Origin of the sequence: Erysipelothrix sp. HDW6B (assembly GCF_011301115.1) — a bacterium.
Taxonomy (GTDB): Bacteria; Bacillota_I; Bacilli_A; order Erysipelotrichales; family Erysipelotrichaceae; genus Erysipelothrix; species Erysipelothrix anatis.
In genome coordinates this window covers 1,288,687-1,305,444 of record NZ_CP049860.1, presented here as the reverse complement: position 1 = coordinate 1,305,444, position 16,758 = coordinate 1,288,687, and the positions used below count along the sequence as shown (strand labels likewise).

At 36.0% G+C, this 16,758-nt stretch carries 18 protein-coding genes and 1 riboswitch; of the genes, 16 read left to right on the top strand and 2 right to left on the bottom strand.

Translation table 11 applies throughout. The annotated features are described in order from the left end of the window. Nucleotides 1-330 precede the first annotated feature (330 nt). The 9 genes from G7061_RS06415 (at nt 331) to G7061_RS06375 (ending at nt 7,822) form a co-directional block, all read left to right on the top strand. Nucleotides 331-579 carry a hypothetical protein gene (locus G7061_RS06415; RefSeq protein WP_159639090.1) on the top strand — a complete coding sequence of 83 codons (249 nt, stop codon included), beginning with the start codon at nt 331-333 and terminating at the stop codon, nt 577-579. A gap of 184 nt (nt 580-763) precedes the next feature. Continuing rightward, nucleotides 764-1,426, top strand: coding sequence for a response regulator transcription factor (locus G7061_RS06410; protein ID WP_159646371.1), 663 nt, complete (start codon nt 764-766; stop codon nt 1,424-1,426). Beyond that, nucleotides 1,423-2,985 carry a HAMP domain-containing sensor histidine kinase gene (locus G7061_RS06405; RefSeq protein ID WP_166082764.1) on the top strand — a complete coding sequence of 521 codons (1,563 nt, stop codon included), beginning with the start codon at nt 1,423-1,425 and terminating at the stop codon, nt 2,983-2,985. Before G7061_RS06410 ends, G7061_RS06405 begins: the two co-directional genes overlap by 4 nt. Nucleotide 2,986: 1 nt before the next feature. Then, the gene (locus tag G7061_RS06400) at nt 2,987-3,856 is read left to right on the top strand and encodes an ATP-binding cassette domain-containing protein (RefSeq protein ID WP_166119856.1); all 870 of its coding nucleotides are present in this window, start codon (nt 2,987-2,989) and stop codon (nt 3,854-3,856) included. Then, nucleotides 3,840-4,589, top strand: a complete 750-nt coding sequence (locus G7061_RS06395) for an ABC transporter permease (RefSeq protein WP_159638868.1) — start codon at nt 3,840-3,842, stop codon at nt 4,587-4,589. The genes G7061_RS06400 and G7061_RS06395 overlap by 17 nt, the downstream gene beginning before the upstream one ends. 394 nt (nt 4,590-4,983) lie before the next feature. Further along, complete coding sequence (locus G7061_RS06390; protein WP_159638872.1) at nt 4,984-5,331, top strand: DUF1622 domain-containing protein; 348 nt, start codon at nt 4,984-4,986, stop codon at nt 5,329-5,331. A gap of 67 nt (nt 5,332-5,398) precedes the next feature. Beyond that, a riboswitch (purine riboswitch) is annotated at nt 5,399-5,500 on the top strand. 55 nt (nt 5,501-5,555) lie between these two features. Further along, complete coding sequence (gene add / locus G7061_RS06385) at nt 5,556-6,569, top strand: adenosine deaminase (RefSeq protein ID WP_159646361.1); 1,014 nt, start codon at nt 5,556-5,558, stop codon at nt 6,567-6,569. A gap of 174 nt (nt 6,570-6,743) precedes the next feature. Further along, nucleotides 6,744-7,088, top strand: coding sequence for a hypothetical protein (locus G7061_RS06380; RefSeq protein ID WP_159640510.1), 345 nt, complete (start codon nt 6,744-6,746; stop codon nt 7,086-7,088). Nucleotides 7,089-7,201: 113 nt separating this feature from the next. After that, nucleotides 7,202-7,822, top strand: coding sequence for a TetR/AcrR family transcriptional regulator (locus G7061_RS06375; RefSeq protein WP_166119849.1), 621 nt, complete (start codon nt 7,202-7,204; stop codon nt 7,820-7,822). Nucleotides 7,823-7,843: 21 nt separating this feature from the next. On the opposite strand, the gene G7061_RS06370 is transcribed toward G7061_RS06375, so the two are convergent. Then, nucleotides 7,844-8,596 carry a putative ABC transporter permease gene (locus tag G7061_RS06370; protein WP_159646353.1) on the bottom strand — a complete coding sequence of 251 codons (753 nt, stop codon included), beginning with the start codon at nt 8,594-8,596 and terminating at the stop codon, nt 7,844-7,846. A 150-nt stretch (nt 8,597-8,746) separates the two neighbouring features. Here G7061_RS06370 and G7061_RS06365 point away from each other — a divergent pair, with 150 nt between their 5' ends. Beyond that, nucleotides 8,747-9,679 carry an alpha/beta hydrolase gene (locus G7061_RS06365; RefSeq protein ID WP_166119842.1) on the top strand — a complete coding sequence of 311 codons (933 nt, stop codon included), beginning with the start codon at nt 8,747-8,749 and terminating at the stop codon, nt 9,677-9,679. A gap of 23 nt (nt 9,680-9,702) precedes the next feature. On the opposite strand, the gene G7061_RS06360 is transcribed toward G7061_RS06365, so the two are convergent. After that, the gene (locus tag G7061_RS06360) at nt 9,703-9,957 is read right to left on the bottom strand and encodes a hypothetical protein (protein WP_159640522.1); all 255 of its coding nucleotides are present in this window, start codon (nt 9,955-9,957) and stop codon (nt 9,703-9,705) included. A gap of 162 nt (nt 9,958-10,119) precedes the next feature. Here G7061_RS06360 and G7061_RS06355 point away from each other — a divergent pair, with 162 nt between their 5' ends. The 6 genes from G7061_RS06355 (at nt 10,120) to G7061_RS06330 (ending at nt 16,645) form a co-directional block, all read left to right on the top strand. After that, the gene (locus tag G7061_RS06355) at nt 10,120-11,289 is read left to right on the top strand and encodes a DUF998 domain-containing protein (RefSeq protein WP_159640525.1); all 1,170 of its coding nucleotides are present in this window, start codon (nt 10,120-10,122) and stop codon (nt 11,287-11,289) included. 80 nt (nt 11,290-11,369) lie between these two features. Continuing rightward, on the top strand, nt 11,370-13,529 hold the full coding sequence (locus tag G7061_RS06350; protein ID WP_166119835.1) for a peptidase domain-containing ABC transporter: 2,160 nt from the start codon (nt 11,370-11,372) through the stop codon (nt 13,527-13,529). 1 nt (nt 13,530) lies between these two features. Then, entirely contained in the window at nt 13,531-14,703 is a 1,173-nt protein-coding gene (locus G7061_RS06345; RefSeq protein WP_166119832.1) for an HlyD family efflux transporter periplasmic adaptor subunit, read from the top strand. Nucleotides 14,704-14,795: 92 nt separating this feature from the next. Continuing rightward, on the top strand, nt 14,796-15,509 hold the full coding sequence (locus G7061_RS06340; RefSeq protein ID WP_159640534.1) for a DUF1361 domain-containing protein: 714 nt from the start codon (nt 14,796-14,798) through the stop codon (nt 15,507-15,509). 15 nt (nt 15,510-15,524) lie between these two features. Beyond that, nucleotides 15,525-15,860 (top strand): DUF6054 family protein, encoded by a 336-nt coding sequence (locus G7061_RS06335; protein ID WP_159646335.1) that lies wholly within the window; start codon nt 15,525-15,527, stop codon nt 15,858-15,860. Nucleotides 15,861-15,877: 17 nt separating this feature from the next. Next, nucleotides 15,878-16,645: an SDR family oxidoreductase gene (locus G7061_RS06330; RefSeq protein WP_166119828.1), complete on the top strand. Its 768-nt coding sequence runs from the start codon at nt 15,878-15,880 to the stop codon at nt 16,643-16,645. Nucleotides 16,646-16,758 lie beyond the last annotated feature (113 nt).

The window sequence follows — 16,758 nt, the reverse complement described above, 5'->3', positions numbered from 1 at the left end:
AGGGACGCGAATCATTTGTTGGGATGATGCATGTGAAGCTAATATCCTGGGCTTAGCGTTGGATAACGGCACGTCTTTGGTACCTGACTATATAATCAAAGAAACGAATTGCCGCAGCTAATTCTCTTTAATCAAAGTGAAGCAGGTTTGGCCTAGCAAGAACTTAAAGATGATAATTCTATACCTATTATTTTAATGATTTAGATATCGTTTTATATGAGAGTTTGAAGAAAGTATGATGTGTTGTCGTGTCAGGTGTATTTTTACAGTAAAAACTGTGTTAAAATTGAAATAGATAGAGCATAGGCTCTTTAGAAATGGAGGAATAGGATGAGTAAACATCATAACAATACGGGTAAAATTATTAAGTATGTTGCAGCAGGTGTTGCAGTTGCGGGAGTTACATATGGTGCAGTACAAGTTGGAAAATTTGTTGCAAACCACAAAATGGAACAAGAAGCAGAAACATTGCTAACAGAAAAATATGGGGATCGCTTAGAAAACAAGTCAGTGATTATTGTTGATAAGCGCGATTCCATATTCAAAAGATTTCTTAAAGTATTCTCGAGTGCACTTTAATGAAAACAGACAAAATGTCTGTTTTTTTTTGTCTATAAATCAGATATTAATCATATATAATTAAATTATCATGGCTAAGACAAATGATTTGAAATTTTAAATAGAATTAAGATAAACAATGAAATTCACATCGAATTCATACGACATTCATAACACTTTGATTAAATAGCCTTAGGAGGACAACATGGTTAAAATTCTTTACTTAGAAGATGAGCAATATATACGTGAAGTTACGCAGGAATATCTCGTAATGGCACACTATGATGTAGATTGTGTTACAGATGTTTTAGAGGCTCGTGAAGCACTGCGTACCAATACCTATGATATTGCGATTCTTGATATTCTAGTACCGCATGGTACAGGTTTTGATATTTTAGAAGCGATTCATGCGAGCTCAGCAAACACGCGTTGCATTATGCTTACAGCGTTGGACGATGAATCATCACAAATAAAAGCATTTAACGGCTTTGCTGATGACTATATGATCAAACCATTCTCTCCTGTAATTCTCATTAAACGATTAGAAGCGCTGATGCGCCGTAGAGCGTCGACATCTTCGGCTACTGCAAGTGGCTTAGTGCTTAATCCAGAGTCATACGAGGTCCTTTATAACGGCAATTCAATCCTACTTACATACACTGAGTTTTTAATTTGTGAAGCACTCATGACTCACAAGAACCGCGTTTATACACGTGAAATGTTGCTTGATATTATTGCACCGGATGATTATTTGGTAAGTGATCGGGTCATTGACGCCCATATCAAAAATATCCGGAAGAAATCACCAGTATCTATTGTTAGGACAGTGGTTGGTGCAGGTTATCAGTTTCAGGAGGGGAATTTATGAAATTGACGACAAAGGTACTCCTCTATACAGCCCTTACGACACTAACAGTTGGCTTACTAATTATTGGTTATTTCATGTTTATGCTTCCTGGCTTATATGTGGAACACAAATTAAATCAAAATGTTAATATCGTAGCAACGACGCTTGAACAGACTCGAGAAAATAACGGATGTGATATTGCATTACAAAATCATGATGTTATGAATGCTACATTTCGTTTTGCAAAGGCATCTGGGAATTATGAATTACTTGTTTGTACCAATTATTCATCAAGTACAATAGTTGTTAAAGATGATTCACTCCAAAGTATTATGGATCAACTCCGATTGATTCCAACAGCCATAAAAAATGGTGAGCCTGTGACAGAAATCGACTTTTCAGGGTTCGATCTATCAAAATACAGTGCAAATTTTAATAACGATGCACTATTTACAGTTGTTGATCATGCATTTCGTGATTTTGGGACATCATTTCAAGTAGATTCGGAGCGCATTTACCAAAAAGGGGATTCAATTCAAGTAATGAGTTCCCAAGTATCAAATGACTCAGTGAACTATACAAATTATATTGGTTTTACTGAAAACTCTGAGAATATTCTGGTAACAGTGGCGACGACTTTGACACCAAAGTTGAATGAACTTAAGCCAATCTTGCTACAAAGTATGCCAATGATTCTTGTGGTTCTTGTATTCTTTGCAATGTTTACGGCTGCGTTATTTACAAAACTTTTGGCATTACCAATTGATACGCTTGCAAAGCAAGCTCTTCATAATGCACGCGGTGAAACTGTTCGTTTTAAACAAAAAAACCAACATGATGAATACAAAGTTTTGGAAGATGCACTAAACTCAATGCAAGATGCGATCCAACAATCAGTTGATGAGTTACGCAGTGCGAATGAGTCTTTATCATTACAAAGCGAACGTCAAAAAGTTTTCCTTATGAATGCGTCACATCAATTAAAAACACCGCTATCAGGAGCGTTGTTACTTACTGATGGTATGATTCATCAAATCGGAACATATAAGGACGTCTATAAGCACTTACCAAGTGTGCAGCAAGAACTTGTGACAATGAAACACATGATTGACAATATGTTATCGGCATTTGAGACAGAGTTGGAAAGTAGTCCCTATACCGAAGAAGCAATCGCAGCGGTTGTTCAAAGCATTCTTGCTGATTACACCAACCTTATCAACCAAAAAAATCTAAAAATTTCTGTATTGGGTGAATACACTTTAAGAACTGAATCATCGACGTTCCATTCAATTTTAGATCACTTGATTCAAAATGCTATTCAATATTCACCTGATAATGCGAACATCTCGATTTACATATCTTCCTTGGAGATAAAAATTATAAATACCGGTGTGACCATCGAACAGAACATTCTTGATCATATTTTTGATCCTTTTATTAGAGATCATCGATCAAACCACAAGGGGAGTGGCCTCGGATTATACATTGTCGCTCAAATGGTAAAAAGCCTAGACATGACAATCACCATTCAGAATTATGAAAACAGTGTGGTAACACACCTAGACTGGAGACAACATTAAAATGATTACATTTGAAAATATTATCGTAAACTATGGTGATTTTAAAGCCCTAGATTTACAAACAAAAATTGAAATCGGTCCCAATGATCGTGTTGGGATTATTGGTTCAAACGGTTCAGGAAAAACAACCTTGATAAAAGCTTGCCTCGGATTGCTACCTTATACAGGTTCGATTACAAGTGATGCATCTGTAAATGAAATGGCAGTGCACTTACAAGCAAATGATTATGTAGACACTATGAACTGTAAATCAATTATGGAAACTGTGCTGCAATGTCAAATTTCGAAATCACAAGAACTTAAAGAATTAATAGGTTTCTTCGACTTTAACGCTTCACTAAAGAAAAAATACAAACAGCTATCCGGAGGACAAAAACAACGTTTCACCCTAATTCTTGTATTGATGCAAAATGCACCACTGACCTTTTTTGATGAAGTGACGACTGGGTTGGACTTTGAGACACGGATGAGCCTCATGGATAAATTGTCAACATGGTATCAAGATAAAGGGGCAGCAATTGTCTTTGTAACACATTATTTTGAAGAATTGTCACGTCTAACGAATAAACTACTAATCATTGATAAAGGACAATTTATCGATTATGGAGATCGTGATGAACTTTTCAGAAAATATTGCGGACACGCAGTAATTATATTTGATGACAATGAATCTAATCAGCGAATTGCATCCGCATTCACAACATGTAAAGCACCCAATGGTCGTCTCGCTGTTGTTTGTGAAAACCAAGAAAGTGAACTTCAAGTTTTGCTTCAACTTAATGAAGCATCTGTTAATTATGTTCGATCTGATTCGGATGTTGAATTATTATACTTAAATGCATTGGAGGCTTATTATGAAGCATTATCTTAAATATGAACTAAAGAATACATTTGGAAATATCTTTTCCATAATTTTCGGAATTTTGTTTCCGATTATGATGACATTACTCTTCTATAACATGTTTAGCAGCAACGAAGCTATTCCAAAAGATGCATTGGCACTACAATTGTATCTAACCAACGTGTTGATGTCTCCATTAGCTATGGTCTTTGTAGGTTTCTCAGCATTGTTTTCACAAGAGATTGAACACGATGTCACAACACGGATGTTGTTGTTTGGATACACAACATCCAATCAACTCAAAACCAAGTTTGTTGCGCAAATGGTTGCAATGGGAATTGCATTGGCTATCTTCAGTGCTGTTATTGTCCCACTACTTGGCATTGGTGCACCTTCAATCTTTGGCTTCATTGTATTTATTGTTTTCTTTGCAATAATATCCATGATTCTCTTTGTCATTGCATATAGCATTACATTATTAACGCGTAAATTTAGCTTAACATACGGAATTAGCATGACCCTATACTTTGCAACCATGATCTTCTCGGGGATGATGGGAATTCAAACATCTAATTTTAAAGGAATCATGAAGGGGATATCCAATTTATTGCCAACAACATATTTTGTGAATGATATGCCAACAGTTTGGACCGCGACATCTTACAACTTTGCACCAATGATTCAGAGTCTCGTATTCTTTGCTGGAATTGCTGGCATTCTTTATGTGATTGCCTACAACAAAACAAAACGTAGTATTCATTAATTTCTGACAGATACAACAACCTTCAAAAAGTCTCTAAGAACTTTTAAGGAAGCCCAAAAGAGCATCTCAAATGAGAATGTTCTTTTTTGATTGTCAAATATGAGGTTGTTTTGAAACGTTGATTGAAATTCATGGTACAATGGCGATAGTGAGGTAAAACAATGTTCAATCATGATAGCATAATAAAAAGAGTTAGAAACTGGTATTCTCTTACTAATGTTTTAAAAATCTTTATACTGGCTTTTATCGTAGCGGGAATACTTGATTTGTTAGCGCCACAGTTAGCGAAAGTGTACTTTAGTACGATTATGTGGGTGCTTGTCGTGTATACCGGATATGCAGTGATTTCAAAAGTTTTATCGAGCACTAAAGATAAAGACAAAGGGGGCAGTCTATGACGGTAGAAACAGTCGTGCATATCTTAATTGTTATTCTAAATACGATTTCTGTGCTTATATTAGTATTGGGGGTAATCAAAGCAATCATTCGTTTTATTAATGTGGAATTTTCACTTAAAAATAACGTCGATCGTGATGAGGTTGAACTTCGATCTATCAATATTATTAAACGAAATCTAGGAGCATATGTGCTTTTAAGTTTAGAGGTACTCATTGCGGCTGATATTATTGAATCGATTTTAAATCCAACGATTGAAGATATCTTGATGCTTGGTGCAGTTGTCATTATCCGAACAGTAATTTCATTCTTTCTTGGTAAAGAAATAGAAGCTGTCGAAAGTTAATCCATAAACCGTCATAGAAGACGGTTTTCTTTTTGCAGATGGGTTGACCAACAGATTGGGAGTTACTATAATAACTGTATTAATAACCAATTTAATGCCCTCAATATGGGAGAGCAGTCTCTACTGATGAACCGTAAATTCGTCAACAATTGTGGAAGAAATGTGTCTTGTTTCTCCTCAATGCATTGGGGATTAATGATCGTCGAATGACGCAGGAGGAAATAATGACACACGCAACAAAAGAATTCATCTATGGTTTACCAAAGGCAGAACTTCATTTGCATTTAGAAGGCACCCTAGAACCTGATTTAAAACTTAAGCTTGCTCAGAAAAATAATATTGAGATTGCTGCGAAAACTATTGAAGATGTTGAAGCGACTTATAAGTTTAATGATTTAACATCATTTTTAGCAGTGTATTATCCAGGGATGGAAGTCCTTCGAACACAAGAAGATTTCTATGACCTTGCAATGGCTTATTTCCGCAAGGTAAAAGAACATAATGTACGTTACGTTGAAGTCTTTTTTGATCCTCAAGCCCATACGGCTCGAGGTGTTTCATTTGAAACACTATTTGAAGGCTATTATAAAGCAACGCAAGATGCAAAAGAGCTCGGAATTGAAGCTCATTTAATCATGTGCTTCTTAAGAGATCTCAGTGAAGAATCCGCTTTTGAACACTACGAAATGGCACAACCATTTAAGGATCGTATTCTAGGAATTGGGTTAGATTCTGATGAAAGAGATAACCCACCACTTAAATTCCAACGTGTCTTTAAAAAGGCGAAAGATGATGGCTTTAAGATTACAATGCATTGTGATATTGACCAAATTGGTTCAATTCAAAATATTCGAGACGCGCTTCATGTAATTGGTGTTGATCGTATTGATCACGGTACAAATATTGTGGAAGATCCAGAACTTGTTGCATACGTTATTGAAAAAGGCATTGGTCTAACCAGTTGCCCAGTTTCTAACGGATTTGTGACAGATGATATGAAAGGTGAAGAGCTCAAAGCACTCTTACACCAAGGGGTAAAAATCACCGTTAATTCTGATGACCCAGCGTACTTCCAAAGCTACGTTTCAGATGACCTTTATGCAGTCGCACAAAAAGTTTCGTTAACAGAAACGGATATTGTTACCCTTGTCAAGAATGCCTTTGAAATAGCATGGACAAGTGATGAAAACAAAGGTAAGTATCTCCAAGAAGTTGACGCTTATCTGGCACAACAGTAACTTATAAACACAGGTTAACCTGTGTTTTTTTACTTATATTTTATTCGTGGTACAATAGATGTAGAAGAGGTGATGGTGTAAACGATGAATCATGATGTGGATGGCTCAATAAGACAGGTTCCTGAATAGTTTCTATAGGCAATTCATTGAATAGAAACAAGAAGGAGACCATTAATGAGTAAAAACGATATTATGCAGACATTGCAGCGCTTTATTGCTGAATCAAATTCAGTCATTGAAAATGAATCATTAGACTTATCTGAGAAGGGTAAAAAAGTTCTTGCGCTACAAACGGAAATGCAGTTGTATGCGAAAAATTTAAAAAAGAAGCTTAAAGATCAAAGTATCGCATTTAATATAGATGCAATCACGTATGCGCACAGTGCGATAGAATACTTAGAAGACACGTCAGCATTGGATAGTCTAAGGACAAAACGAGAAACATATTTCGATTTTATGAAGACGTTAAAAAGCAATACAAAAGAATTTGCTGAAGCACTTCAATTTAGCATTGAGTAAAAGGAACACAGCACATACTGTGTTCTTTTCTTTATGCAAATGTTTGGATTGACAAAATAATTATTAAATCGTACACTTTATGAAAATACTGATTGAATGATTGAGGTATAAATATGAAAAACAGATATGATTCTGAACAGACAGTGCAAGATATTATCAATGTTTCCATTAAGCTCTTTTCTGAAAAAGGATATGAAAAAACATCAATCCAGGATATTGTAAATGGCTTAAATGGGCTGACACGAGGGGCCATTTACCACCATTTTAACAGTAAAGATGACATTCTAGTTGCAGTCATTCATGAGATTGTCATGAATAGTGACTATTTTAACCAATTTTTAAATGTTGAAGGAAGAACTGCAAAAGAGCAGCTCCAAGCACTTGTTATCAAAGCATTTTCTAACTATGGCCAGGTGAGTAACGATGTCGGTGCAGAGTTTTTAAAAAAGAATCCTGCTATTTTAGTAGAAATTTTCAAACTTACGGTTAACCAAATAGCCCCAAAAGTTGAAATGCTTCTTGAAAGTGGAAATGCTGACGGTTCATTAACGATTAAAAATCCTAAGCAAGTAGCACAAGTTATGGTGTTGCTTGGGGATACATGGTTCTCATCAGCAATGTTTGAAGATACGAGCGCAAATTTTAATGTAAAGATTGACGTCTTGATCGATGCTTTAAATGGACTTGGAGTTACAATTTTTGATGAGGCAACAATTAAAGCATTAAAACGATAAAAGAGCTCTTGATTGAGCTCTTTATTTTTTGTTTTTACGAATGCGGTAGAAGTCTTGGACATCTTCAATAAACTCTTGAAGCGACTCGCTTTTAAGACGTGGGAAGGCTTTAAGTAGACGAACTTCACGTGACTTAAGAGTTGCCTTTAAGGTATCGTAAGAAGTATTAAGTTCTTTCAATCGAATTTCGTACGAACCTTCTAGTTTTGATTTCAATTTATCAATTTCATACTTGATGTTGTTTAACTCGAATAAACGACTTTGAAGGTTCAACGTTGCTCGCAGTGACGCTATGAAGTCGATAATGACTACTACAAACAACGTAAACGCAATATAATTAAGATATTCAATGGAAATGTTGGCAACCAAATCTACAATAACAGGGTGAATGTATTCAACTAGGACGAGCGATAAAGCACCAAACATGGTTGAATTAAGCAAACATACTCGGCCGTTGATATTCATAAACATTTCTGAATAGTCCCACCATCGCATTTTGAATGCTTTCTCCATGATGTAACTCGTCAGATACTCAAGTGAGCTTGTAAGAATCAGTCCGAGTATAAAGACAAGTACCGGGTTGAAAGCATAGGGTAGTAAAGTAGCGAGGATAATCATGGCACCGAAACCATAAATTGGAACCAGAGGTCCATTTAAAAAACCGCGTTCTTCGAATTTTCCGGAGAGGATCGAACAATAAACTGTTTCTAAGATCCAACCAATAAAACTATATATAATCCAATAGACAAATAAAAGTGCAAGCTGTGAATTCATTATGAATCCTCCTAATGAAATCATACCAAAAATAGGATGTGTTTAATAGCGTTTAAGGTGAACAGACACTTACGACTAAATATACTTTACAAGTTGCGTATTGAATGTTATTCTAAATATTACTTTGATTATCAAACTATTGGAGGAATTATGAAAAAAAGAAGAACGATAGTAAGCTCAGTTGTATTAATGTTTTGTCTCGTACTCTGGGGTGCTGGTGAGTATTTTTTTGCACAAGCAATCAAGATTGGTCCTAAATCATTTATTGATTCAGAAGCGTCCGATGTATGGCGTGAAGCGAACGAGTGGTTTGCAACAACAGATTTAGAAACATGGAAGATTACATCAGACAATGGCTTATTGTTGTCGGCAACATATATAGCAGCTACGGAAGCAACGAATTCAACAATCTTTATCGCGCATGGTTATGGAAATAGTACAGCAACTATGACACAGTATATAAAAATGTTCCATGATGCAGGATACAACGTGCTTGCAGCGGATGCACGAGGTCATGGTGAGAGTGAGGGGTCATATATTGGGTTTGGCTGGCCTGAACGGCGGGATGTTGTTCAGTGGACACAGGAAATCGTCAATCGATTGGGTTCACAGCAACAAATTGGACTCTATGGATTGAGTATGGGCGCTTCGACAGTAATGATGGCAAGTGGCGAATCTGATCTTCCAAGTAATGTAAAGGTGATTGTTGAAGACTGTGGTTATAGTTCTGTTGATGCAGAGTTGTCATTTCAACTTGGTGATATGTATAGTTTGCCCGCGTTTCCGATGATACCTGTTACAAGTTTATTGACTGAAGTGAAGGTAGGATACAGTTTTTATGAAGCGAGTGCTATTAATCAATTAAATAACAATGTAAAACCAATTCTGTTCATTCATGGAGATGCCGATACCTTTGTCCCAACATCGATGGTCTATGAACTATTTGAAGCAACACGTGGTCCTAAAGAGTTATGGATTGTTGAAGATACAGATCATGCTGATTCATATGAAAATAAAGGTTTTGAATATGCACAACGTGTGGTTCAATTTATGGATGCGCACATAGAAAAAGCACACGAATGATTCGTGTGCTTAGAAACGCGGTTCTATCTGTAGACTTTACCAATAATGCCTTTGATACCATCTAAGGCAATTTCTTCAGGGATTACAAACCAAAGAGATGTTTTTCCGAAAAGTGGAAAACCTCCCGGTTTGTTATCATCACCATTCCATCGCATTGCATAAACATCTGAGCCTTTCCAATTTATGATCGCAACGGCATATCCATCTGCGCCGCCATCGTAAAGAACTCGGACATTTGTTGCACTTCCGCCAACATCTTGCGGTTTGATGTAAGTCATAATAGTACCTCCTTATATCCATAATAACACACTTATTCGTGTAAATTATGATGTTGGGCATAGAATTGTCTTGAATTATTAGGAAATTAATAAAAATAGTGAAGGTACTGATATAAATATATTTGAAAATATCGTATTATAAAAACATAGGGGGATTCTTCCATGAAAGAAAAAAACTTGGGATTACCAATTCCAGAAGCATTACGGGAAACTGTCGAATTTGTCGATGGCCAAGAGGTTACAGTGACACTGACCGATACCGGTTTATTATATCAGTTAGATAGTTTAGCCAAAAAGGTTACGGTACCATTGATTCCTGTAATCGTAGCATCAGTACTTGCGATGGTGGCGATGGCAATCGTGTTTATGCCATATCATCAAATTCCTTTGGTGGGGATGAAATCAATTGCGAGTGTCGTCATTATAACGGGTGTTATAACAGGTGTCGTAAATTTTACATATTTCTTTACTAAAAATAAAAATAACCAGATGGGGCATCTATCGAGTCAGATTTTTTGGCGAAACTACCCCGTGGTATTGATTTCCTTTACATTACTGCTCGTTGTCTCATTATTGTTTGGGTTTTGGATCATTGGTGAATTGTTTTCCGGAGCGACCTTTGATGTCTATACTTCATCCTTGATGGGTGGGATTGTCATTGGGGTTGTGAACTACTTAATGATTCATACAGCCTTGAGTATTACACCAACGGTAATGATTCGCTCATTAATTACAATTATTCTTGGCGGTGTTGGTGTTGCTATGATTACGAATCGTGACCAACAATGGTGGTTGTACAACTTTAGTTTCCTCGGAACTCCTGAAGCGACACGTAGTTGGCAATTTAACTTAACGCTTATTTTGTCTGCATTTTTAATGATTGCATTGATTGACTATGTTTTCGTGCTCTTGTATGAAGTGCTTGGAAAATCAAAAAACTTATTGATTTTAAAACTTCTCTTGATCGCAACTGCAATATGTCTTGGCGGTGTTGGGTTCTTCCCATACAATGACAGTGTTTTTTATCAAAATATGCACAATCGCGTTGCGGGGTATCTTGTATATCTCTTTATTATTCTGATAATTGCCATTAAATGGTTATTACCAAGTGTATCTAAAGAATTCTTGCGTCTTTCGTATATTCTCGGAGGTGTATTGGTAATTGTGTGTATTCTATTCTTAGGAGTCCACTACTTCTCACTTACAGCGTTTGAATTGATGGCTTTTGTCATCGCGTTTAGTTGGCTTTTACTGCTCATGCAATACCTCATCAATATAATCAATACTCATGGTAAAACATTTAAAGTTACCATTCACACAACAAAAGACTAACAGCCCTCGGGCTGTTTTTTTTAGATAGGATAGGAAATTCTAAGATTAGCACATACTTAAACCTATAGAAGAGGTGAAGTATGTTTAAACATTTTAAGCACACGCAGCAACATGAGTCTTGCGATTGTGGAGTGGCTGCTGTAAGTACAATTCTCAAATCGTATCGTATTTGTGATAGTTATGGAGTTATTAAGGATGCGGTAGAGACTGATAAAACTGGAACCCAGTTAAATCTCATTTCCGAGTATTTTAAATCACTAGGCTTCATAACATGTATGATTCGAACACAAATTAACGAACTAACTCCACGCTTGACCTATCCGATTCTCATTCATGTTTACTTGGAAAATGCTGCGGAACACTATATCGTAATTCATGCAATGACACGTCGAAATAAATTCATTATTTCTGACCCTAGGGATAAGCGTGTTAGAAAAGTATCTAAGGATACATTAGAAGCGATATTCTCAGGAAATGCACTCTTTCTAATTGCAGCATCAGATCAGTCACGTATTTATCATGAGCAAACGACAATATATACATTTATGAGCTCACTTATAAAACCAAATTTATCAGCGGTTATCTTATTAATTGTATCGTCAATCGTAATGAGTATCTTAGGCTTGTTCTCAAGTACCTTTCCAAAATTGGTAATGGACTCTATTATTCCGTATGATTTGAAAAACTCACTTCCAGTCTATGGAATTATTTTTGTAATATGTATAATATTTCAATCCATTCTAAGAGCATATCGTAGCATGGGAATGTATTATTTTATGCGCCGTATTGAGGTGCCGACAATTTTGAATTTTTTCGAACATCTTTTAAAAATTCCTTTACATTCAATATCTCAAAGACAAAACGGTGATTTACTCACACGGTTTCAAGATATTATCAGTGTTATTAATACGCTTGGAACTGTGACTATCAGTGTGGTAGTGGATGTGATAATCGGCACAATTGCACTTTTGCTTATGACAAACACGAACCCCAAATTATTTGGGGCATTAGTTTTAATCATATTTATTAATATTTTGTTGATCTATTTCTTTAAAGGGCCATACCAACGTATTAATCAACAACAAGTCAGTGCTCAAGGTCAGGTAAATTCAGTCATGATAGAGTCATTGCAGAATGTTGAAACTATTAAATCGATGAAAGTTGATAAGTACGCAATTAATCGCTTTGAGAAGTGTTATGAAAAACTTACGCATCTTTCCCATAAAGAACATGCGATGGGAACCCTTCAACAGTTATTGCTTGGATGCATTAATGAAAGTAGTGGTATTATTTTTCTAATGCTTGGAGCTTTCATGATTATGGATGGATCATTGAAAATTGGTGATTTACTAGTTTTTCAGACGTTAAGCCAGTATTTTATGGGACCAATTCAGAACTTTATTGATTTACAGATGCGATGGGTTGAGGCTAAAATTGCATTTGAACGTTTTGATGAAATTGCATCGTTGTCTGAGTATGATGCAGACTATGAACACCATAATCTGAATATGTCAGATGCATATATTAAAATTGAAAAAATTGGTCTGAAACAAAAACATAAAGAAGTATTAAAAGATGTAAATTTAAATGTCATTAAAGGTTCAAGAGTTGCTCTTGTTGGACTTTCAGGTTCTGGGAAAAGCACGTTGAGTAAAGTGTTGGCAGGTTTAATTAGACCGACGACAGGGAGTGTGTCTATAGCGACTAATAGTTTTGACGAAGTAGATGATTTAGAGACTGTAAAAATTGGGTACATGCCACAAAAGCCACAACTCTTCCAAGGAACAATTTTAGAGAACATTTGCTGTGGTCGTGCAGTTTCGGTCGAATCAATCCAATACTTGATCCATCAACTTGGGGTCAAAGATATTTTTGACTCAATGCCTCAAAAACTAAATACAGTGCTTTTTGAAAATGCATCAAATTTATCAGGAGGTGAACAGCAAATCATTACATTAATTAGAACACTCATTCATAATCATGACATTTATATTCTTGATGAACCGACGGCAAATCTTGATAGTCAGCATCAAAAATCTGTCTGCGAGTACTTAATGCAGCAAAGTAAAGAAAGGACAGTGTTTATAATTTCGCATCAAATTTTACCGGTAATTCATTGTGATTTAGTTTGTTTTATGGAAAATGGAACGATATCCGGAACTGGAACACATCACCAATTGCTTCAGATTCATCAAGGATACGCAACCCTTGTTGAAAATCAAAAGGTTGATGGGCTGTAATATGTCTACAAAAAAACAAAAAAGGGCATTAAACTCACGAATCCAACTAATGCAAACGCCGAAGGGGATGACGATATTTCTTCTCATAATTTTGAGTGTTATTGTTTCATCGGGTTATATTGCAGCTGTAACTGTACAACCTACAAAAGTCCTTTCTACTCAAGGGTATATCACAACATCGAATCGTCAGATTCTATCAGTGAACAACCCTCTCAAAGTTAAGTCAATTCACTATAAAAATGGTGACTACGTTGAAAAAGGAGTAAAAATTTTGGAAGGCGATGCATCCAGTCATATCAATAATGTTGAACTAATTGAAGAGCAATTACGAAACTTGGACAAGCGACATGAGGCAGTAAATCAGTTCATTACAAGTTTACAGCAAAAGTATAATCATTTAAGTCAAAGCGGATATCAACTCGAATATTATGGCAAAGTGGCATATTTTTTGAATACAATAAAGCAAGAAAAAGATCAGAAGCAAGTTATTAAGGACAAGATAGACTTGAAGAAGATACAATTGAGCACGATGGCAAGCAATACCCTTGAGGAAAAAGAGCAGATCCAAAATGAAGTGGAAGCGTTGCAGCAACAAAGCGAAAGCTTTACTCAGGCTGACAGCTTATACTATCAGCTATTGTCAGAATCAGGCCATGCCAAAACACAGATAATGAATGAAACCGAGGGTTTAAATTTGAAACGGAACGCGCTCGAAAAAGAAATGGATCAACAATCCATTAAAGCACCTGAAAATGGTATTATTCACTTATATCAACCAATTACGGTTGGAACTGAATTTCAGGCTCAACAGATGTTTGGAGAAATTATTGATGGGACGAACACGGAATCATTTATTGAAACATTTGTAGAGAGCCAGAATCGCTCCAAAATAAGTGAGAAGCAGCAGATTAAGTTCTCAATTATTGGAAACAGGCAATTAAATCGTGAACTTATCAAGGGGTCAGTTACTTCGATTGAAGAATCTCCGACCATGACAACTCAAGATGGCAATACATCATATCGGTACAAGGTAAGGATTCAATCGAACAAGCTTGAAGATTTAATTTCTAAACACCACGTTACTACAGCAGTAGAGCCTCTCCTCATTCATTTCTTAGAAAAGGATGAAACATACATGGATATTTTCTTGAAGGCAATTAATGTAAAGGGTTAACGATTTCCCAATCCATAGATACTATACAATTAAAGTAAACGAAATAATGTGATACAATAAGTTCATAACTTTACTTGTAAGGGGGATCTTATATGGGCGTATCTAGCTTAATTCTGTCGGCTGTTTTACTCAACATATTTGCATATACTACGATTAAACTTAGACCACGAATTTATGGAGTCTCATTGTTTAAGCCGATGATTTGGAACTTTAAATTATCATTATTACCGTTTGCGATTCTTGTCGTAGATATAATTATTTTTCTCTTAGCTGCAATCATTGCTTCATATTCGGGGATTGCATTTATCCGTTATGCTGGAATGTTCACAGCAATCATGGGTTTGTTCGTGTGGCTGTTGGCACTACCAAATTCAGGTTATCTTATTACCGAATTAAATTTGACGCATCGTGATGTTGATGGTGATAAAGTACCGATTTGGTATGATATTATTTCGGTGATGGCATTTGCTATGTCAGGAATTGTGAATACTCTAGTTAATATTGTAATGATTCAAGTAATGATTTTAATTTTCTACGATCCGAGCACTGTAACAAAGACCCATCAATCAATATTCATGTTGACTGCACTCATTTTGAATCTATTAGTTGCAATTGGTGTCTATTTAGGTCGTTCAATACGATTCAACTCATGGGATGTCATCCATATCAAATCATTTTTTACCAAATTGAAAAATCATTTTGAAAAACCAGGAGAATGGAAAAACTGTGTATTATTTGTAGTGTTTCATACATTATTCTTCATGATTATGTATGTCCTGGCAGGAATTCCATTTTTCTTTAAATAAAAAGGAACGATGATCATGGCGAATTTTAGATTTCAAACAAGTGGTAATTTAGTAACGTTTAAAGAGTCTGTTCAAAAAATGACACGTGCACTTAGCATGTCAATTACGCAAGAAGAAGATATTCAGGTTAATGAACATACATATCTTTTAGGATTTGAGCGTTATAGCATGACTGGAAGCAATCGCATCTCCTTAACATTGGTGATTTCACAAAATGGATCAACCATTGATCTGGTTGCAATTTCAACTGGAGGAAGCCAAGCGAAACTTTTTAAATTCAATACTTTTGGTGAATCCCAGTTTATTATCGATTTTGAGCGTGCGCTTGAGCGTCTTCCGCAAACGTGGTAGTTAAAAAAGGAGATTCAATGAAGCAAATAATAGTAACGGGAGTTAGCAGACAAGAAAGTATTGGTCCGTCGGTCGTGCGCCAACTTTTAGCAGATGGTCACCGTGTTATTGTTCACGGGTTTTCACCATTTGATAGTTTAGTTGGTGGCTACAGCGATGCATCTCAGACATTTACTGAATTGTTTGTTAAGTCACTTCAAGAACAAGGTTACGATGTCGATATGGTGTCTTCGAGTGACCTTTCAGATCCCGATAATGCTGAACGACTCATTCACGAAGCTAATTCAAAATTTGGAGAAATTCAAGGCCTCGTTCAATGTCATGCTTACTCCAAGCCTGAGACATTTGAGGATATTACATCTGAAGAAATGAGAATGCATTTTGATGTGAATGTAGTCAGTGGTCTCAAATTAATCCAAGCATTTACTAAGCAAAAAAAATCAGATAAACAGGCATCAATTGTCATGTTTACGAGTGGACAATACTTGGGACTTATGAAGGATGAGCTATCATACGCAATTTCAAAAGATGCCATAATTACTATCGTAAGGCAAACAGCACGGCTTTTGATGGATTCAAACATTCAAATTAATGCTATCAATCCAGGGCCTACGGATACAGGTTACGCAACCGGTTCTGATTATGAAGCAGTTCGAGATCGCTTCCCATTAAGACGTTGGGGAACTCCTCAAGATGTTGCGAATCTAGTTTCAATATTGATGGATACAAAAGCACAATGGATCACTGGTGAAGTGATTGCAAGTGAAGGTGGATTTCGTCGCTAATCATGCACCTAAATGAAAAGTTAACAAATTTTAACAATTTTTTTCAGTCTGTCTAAGGACTAGGATTGAAGCGGTCATAATGATTATTAGAAGGCATACATTTAGACCATTTA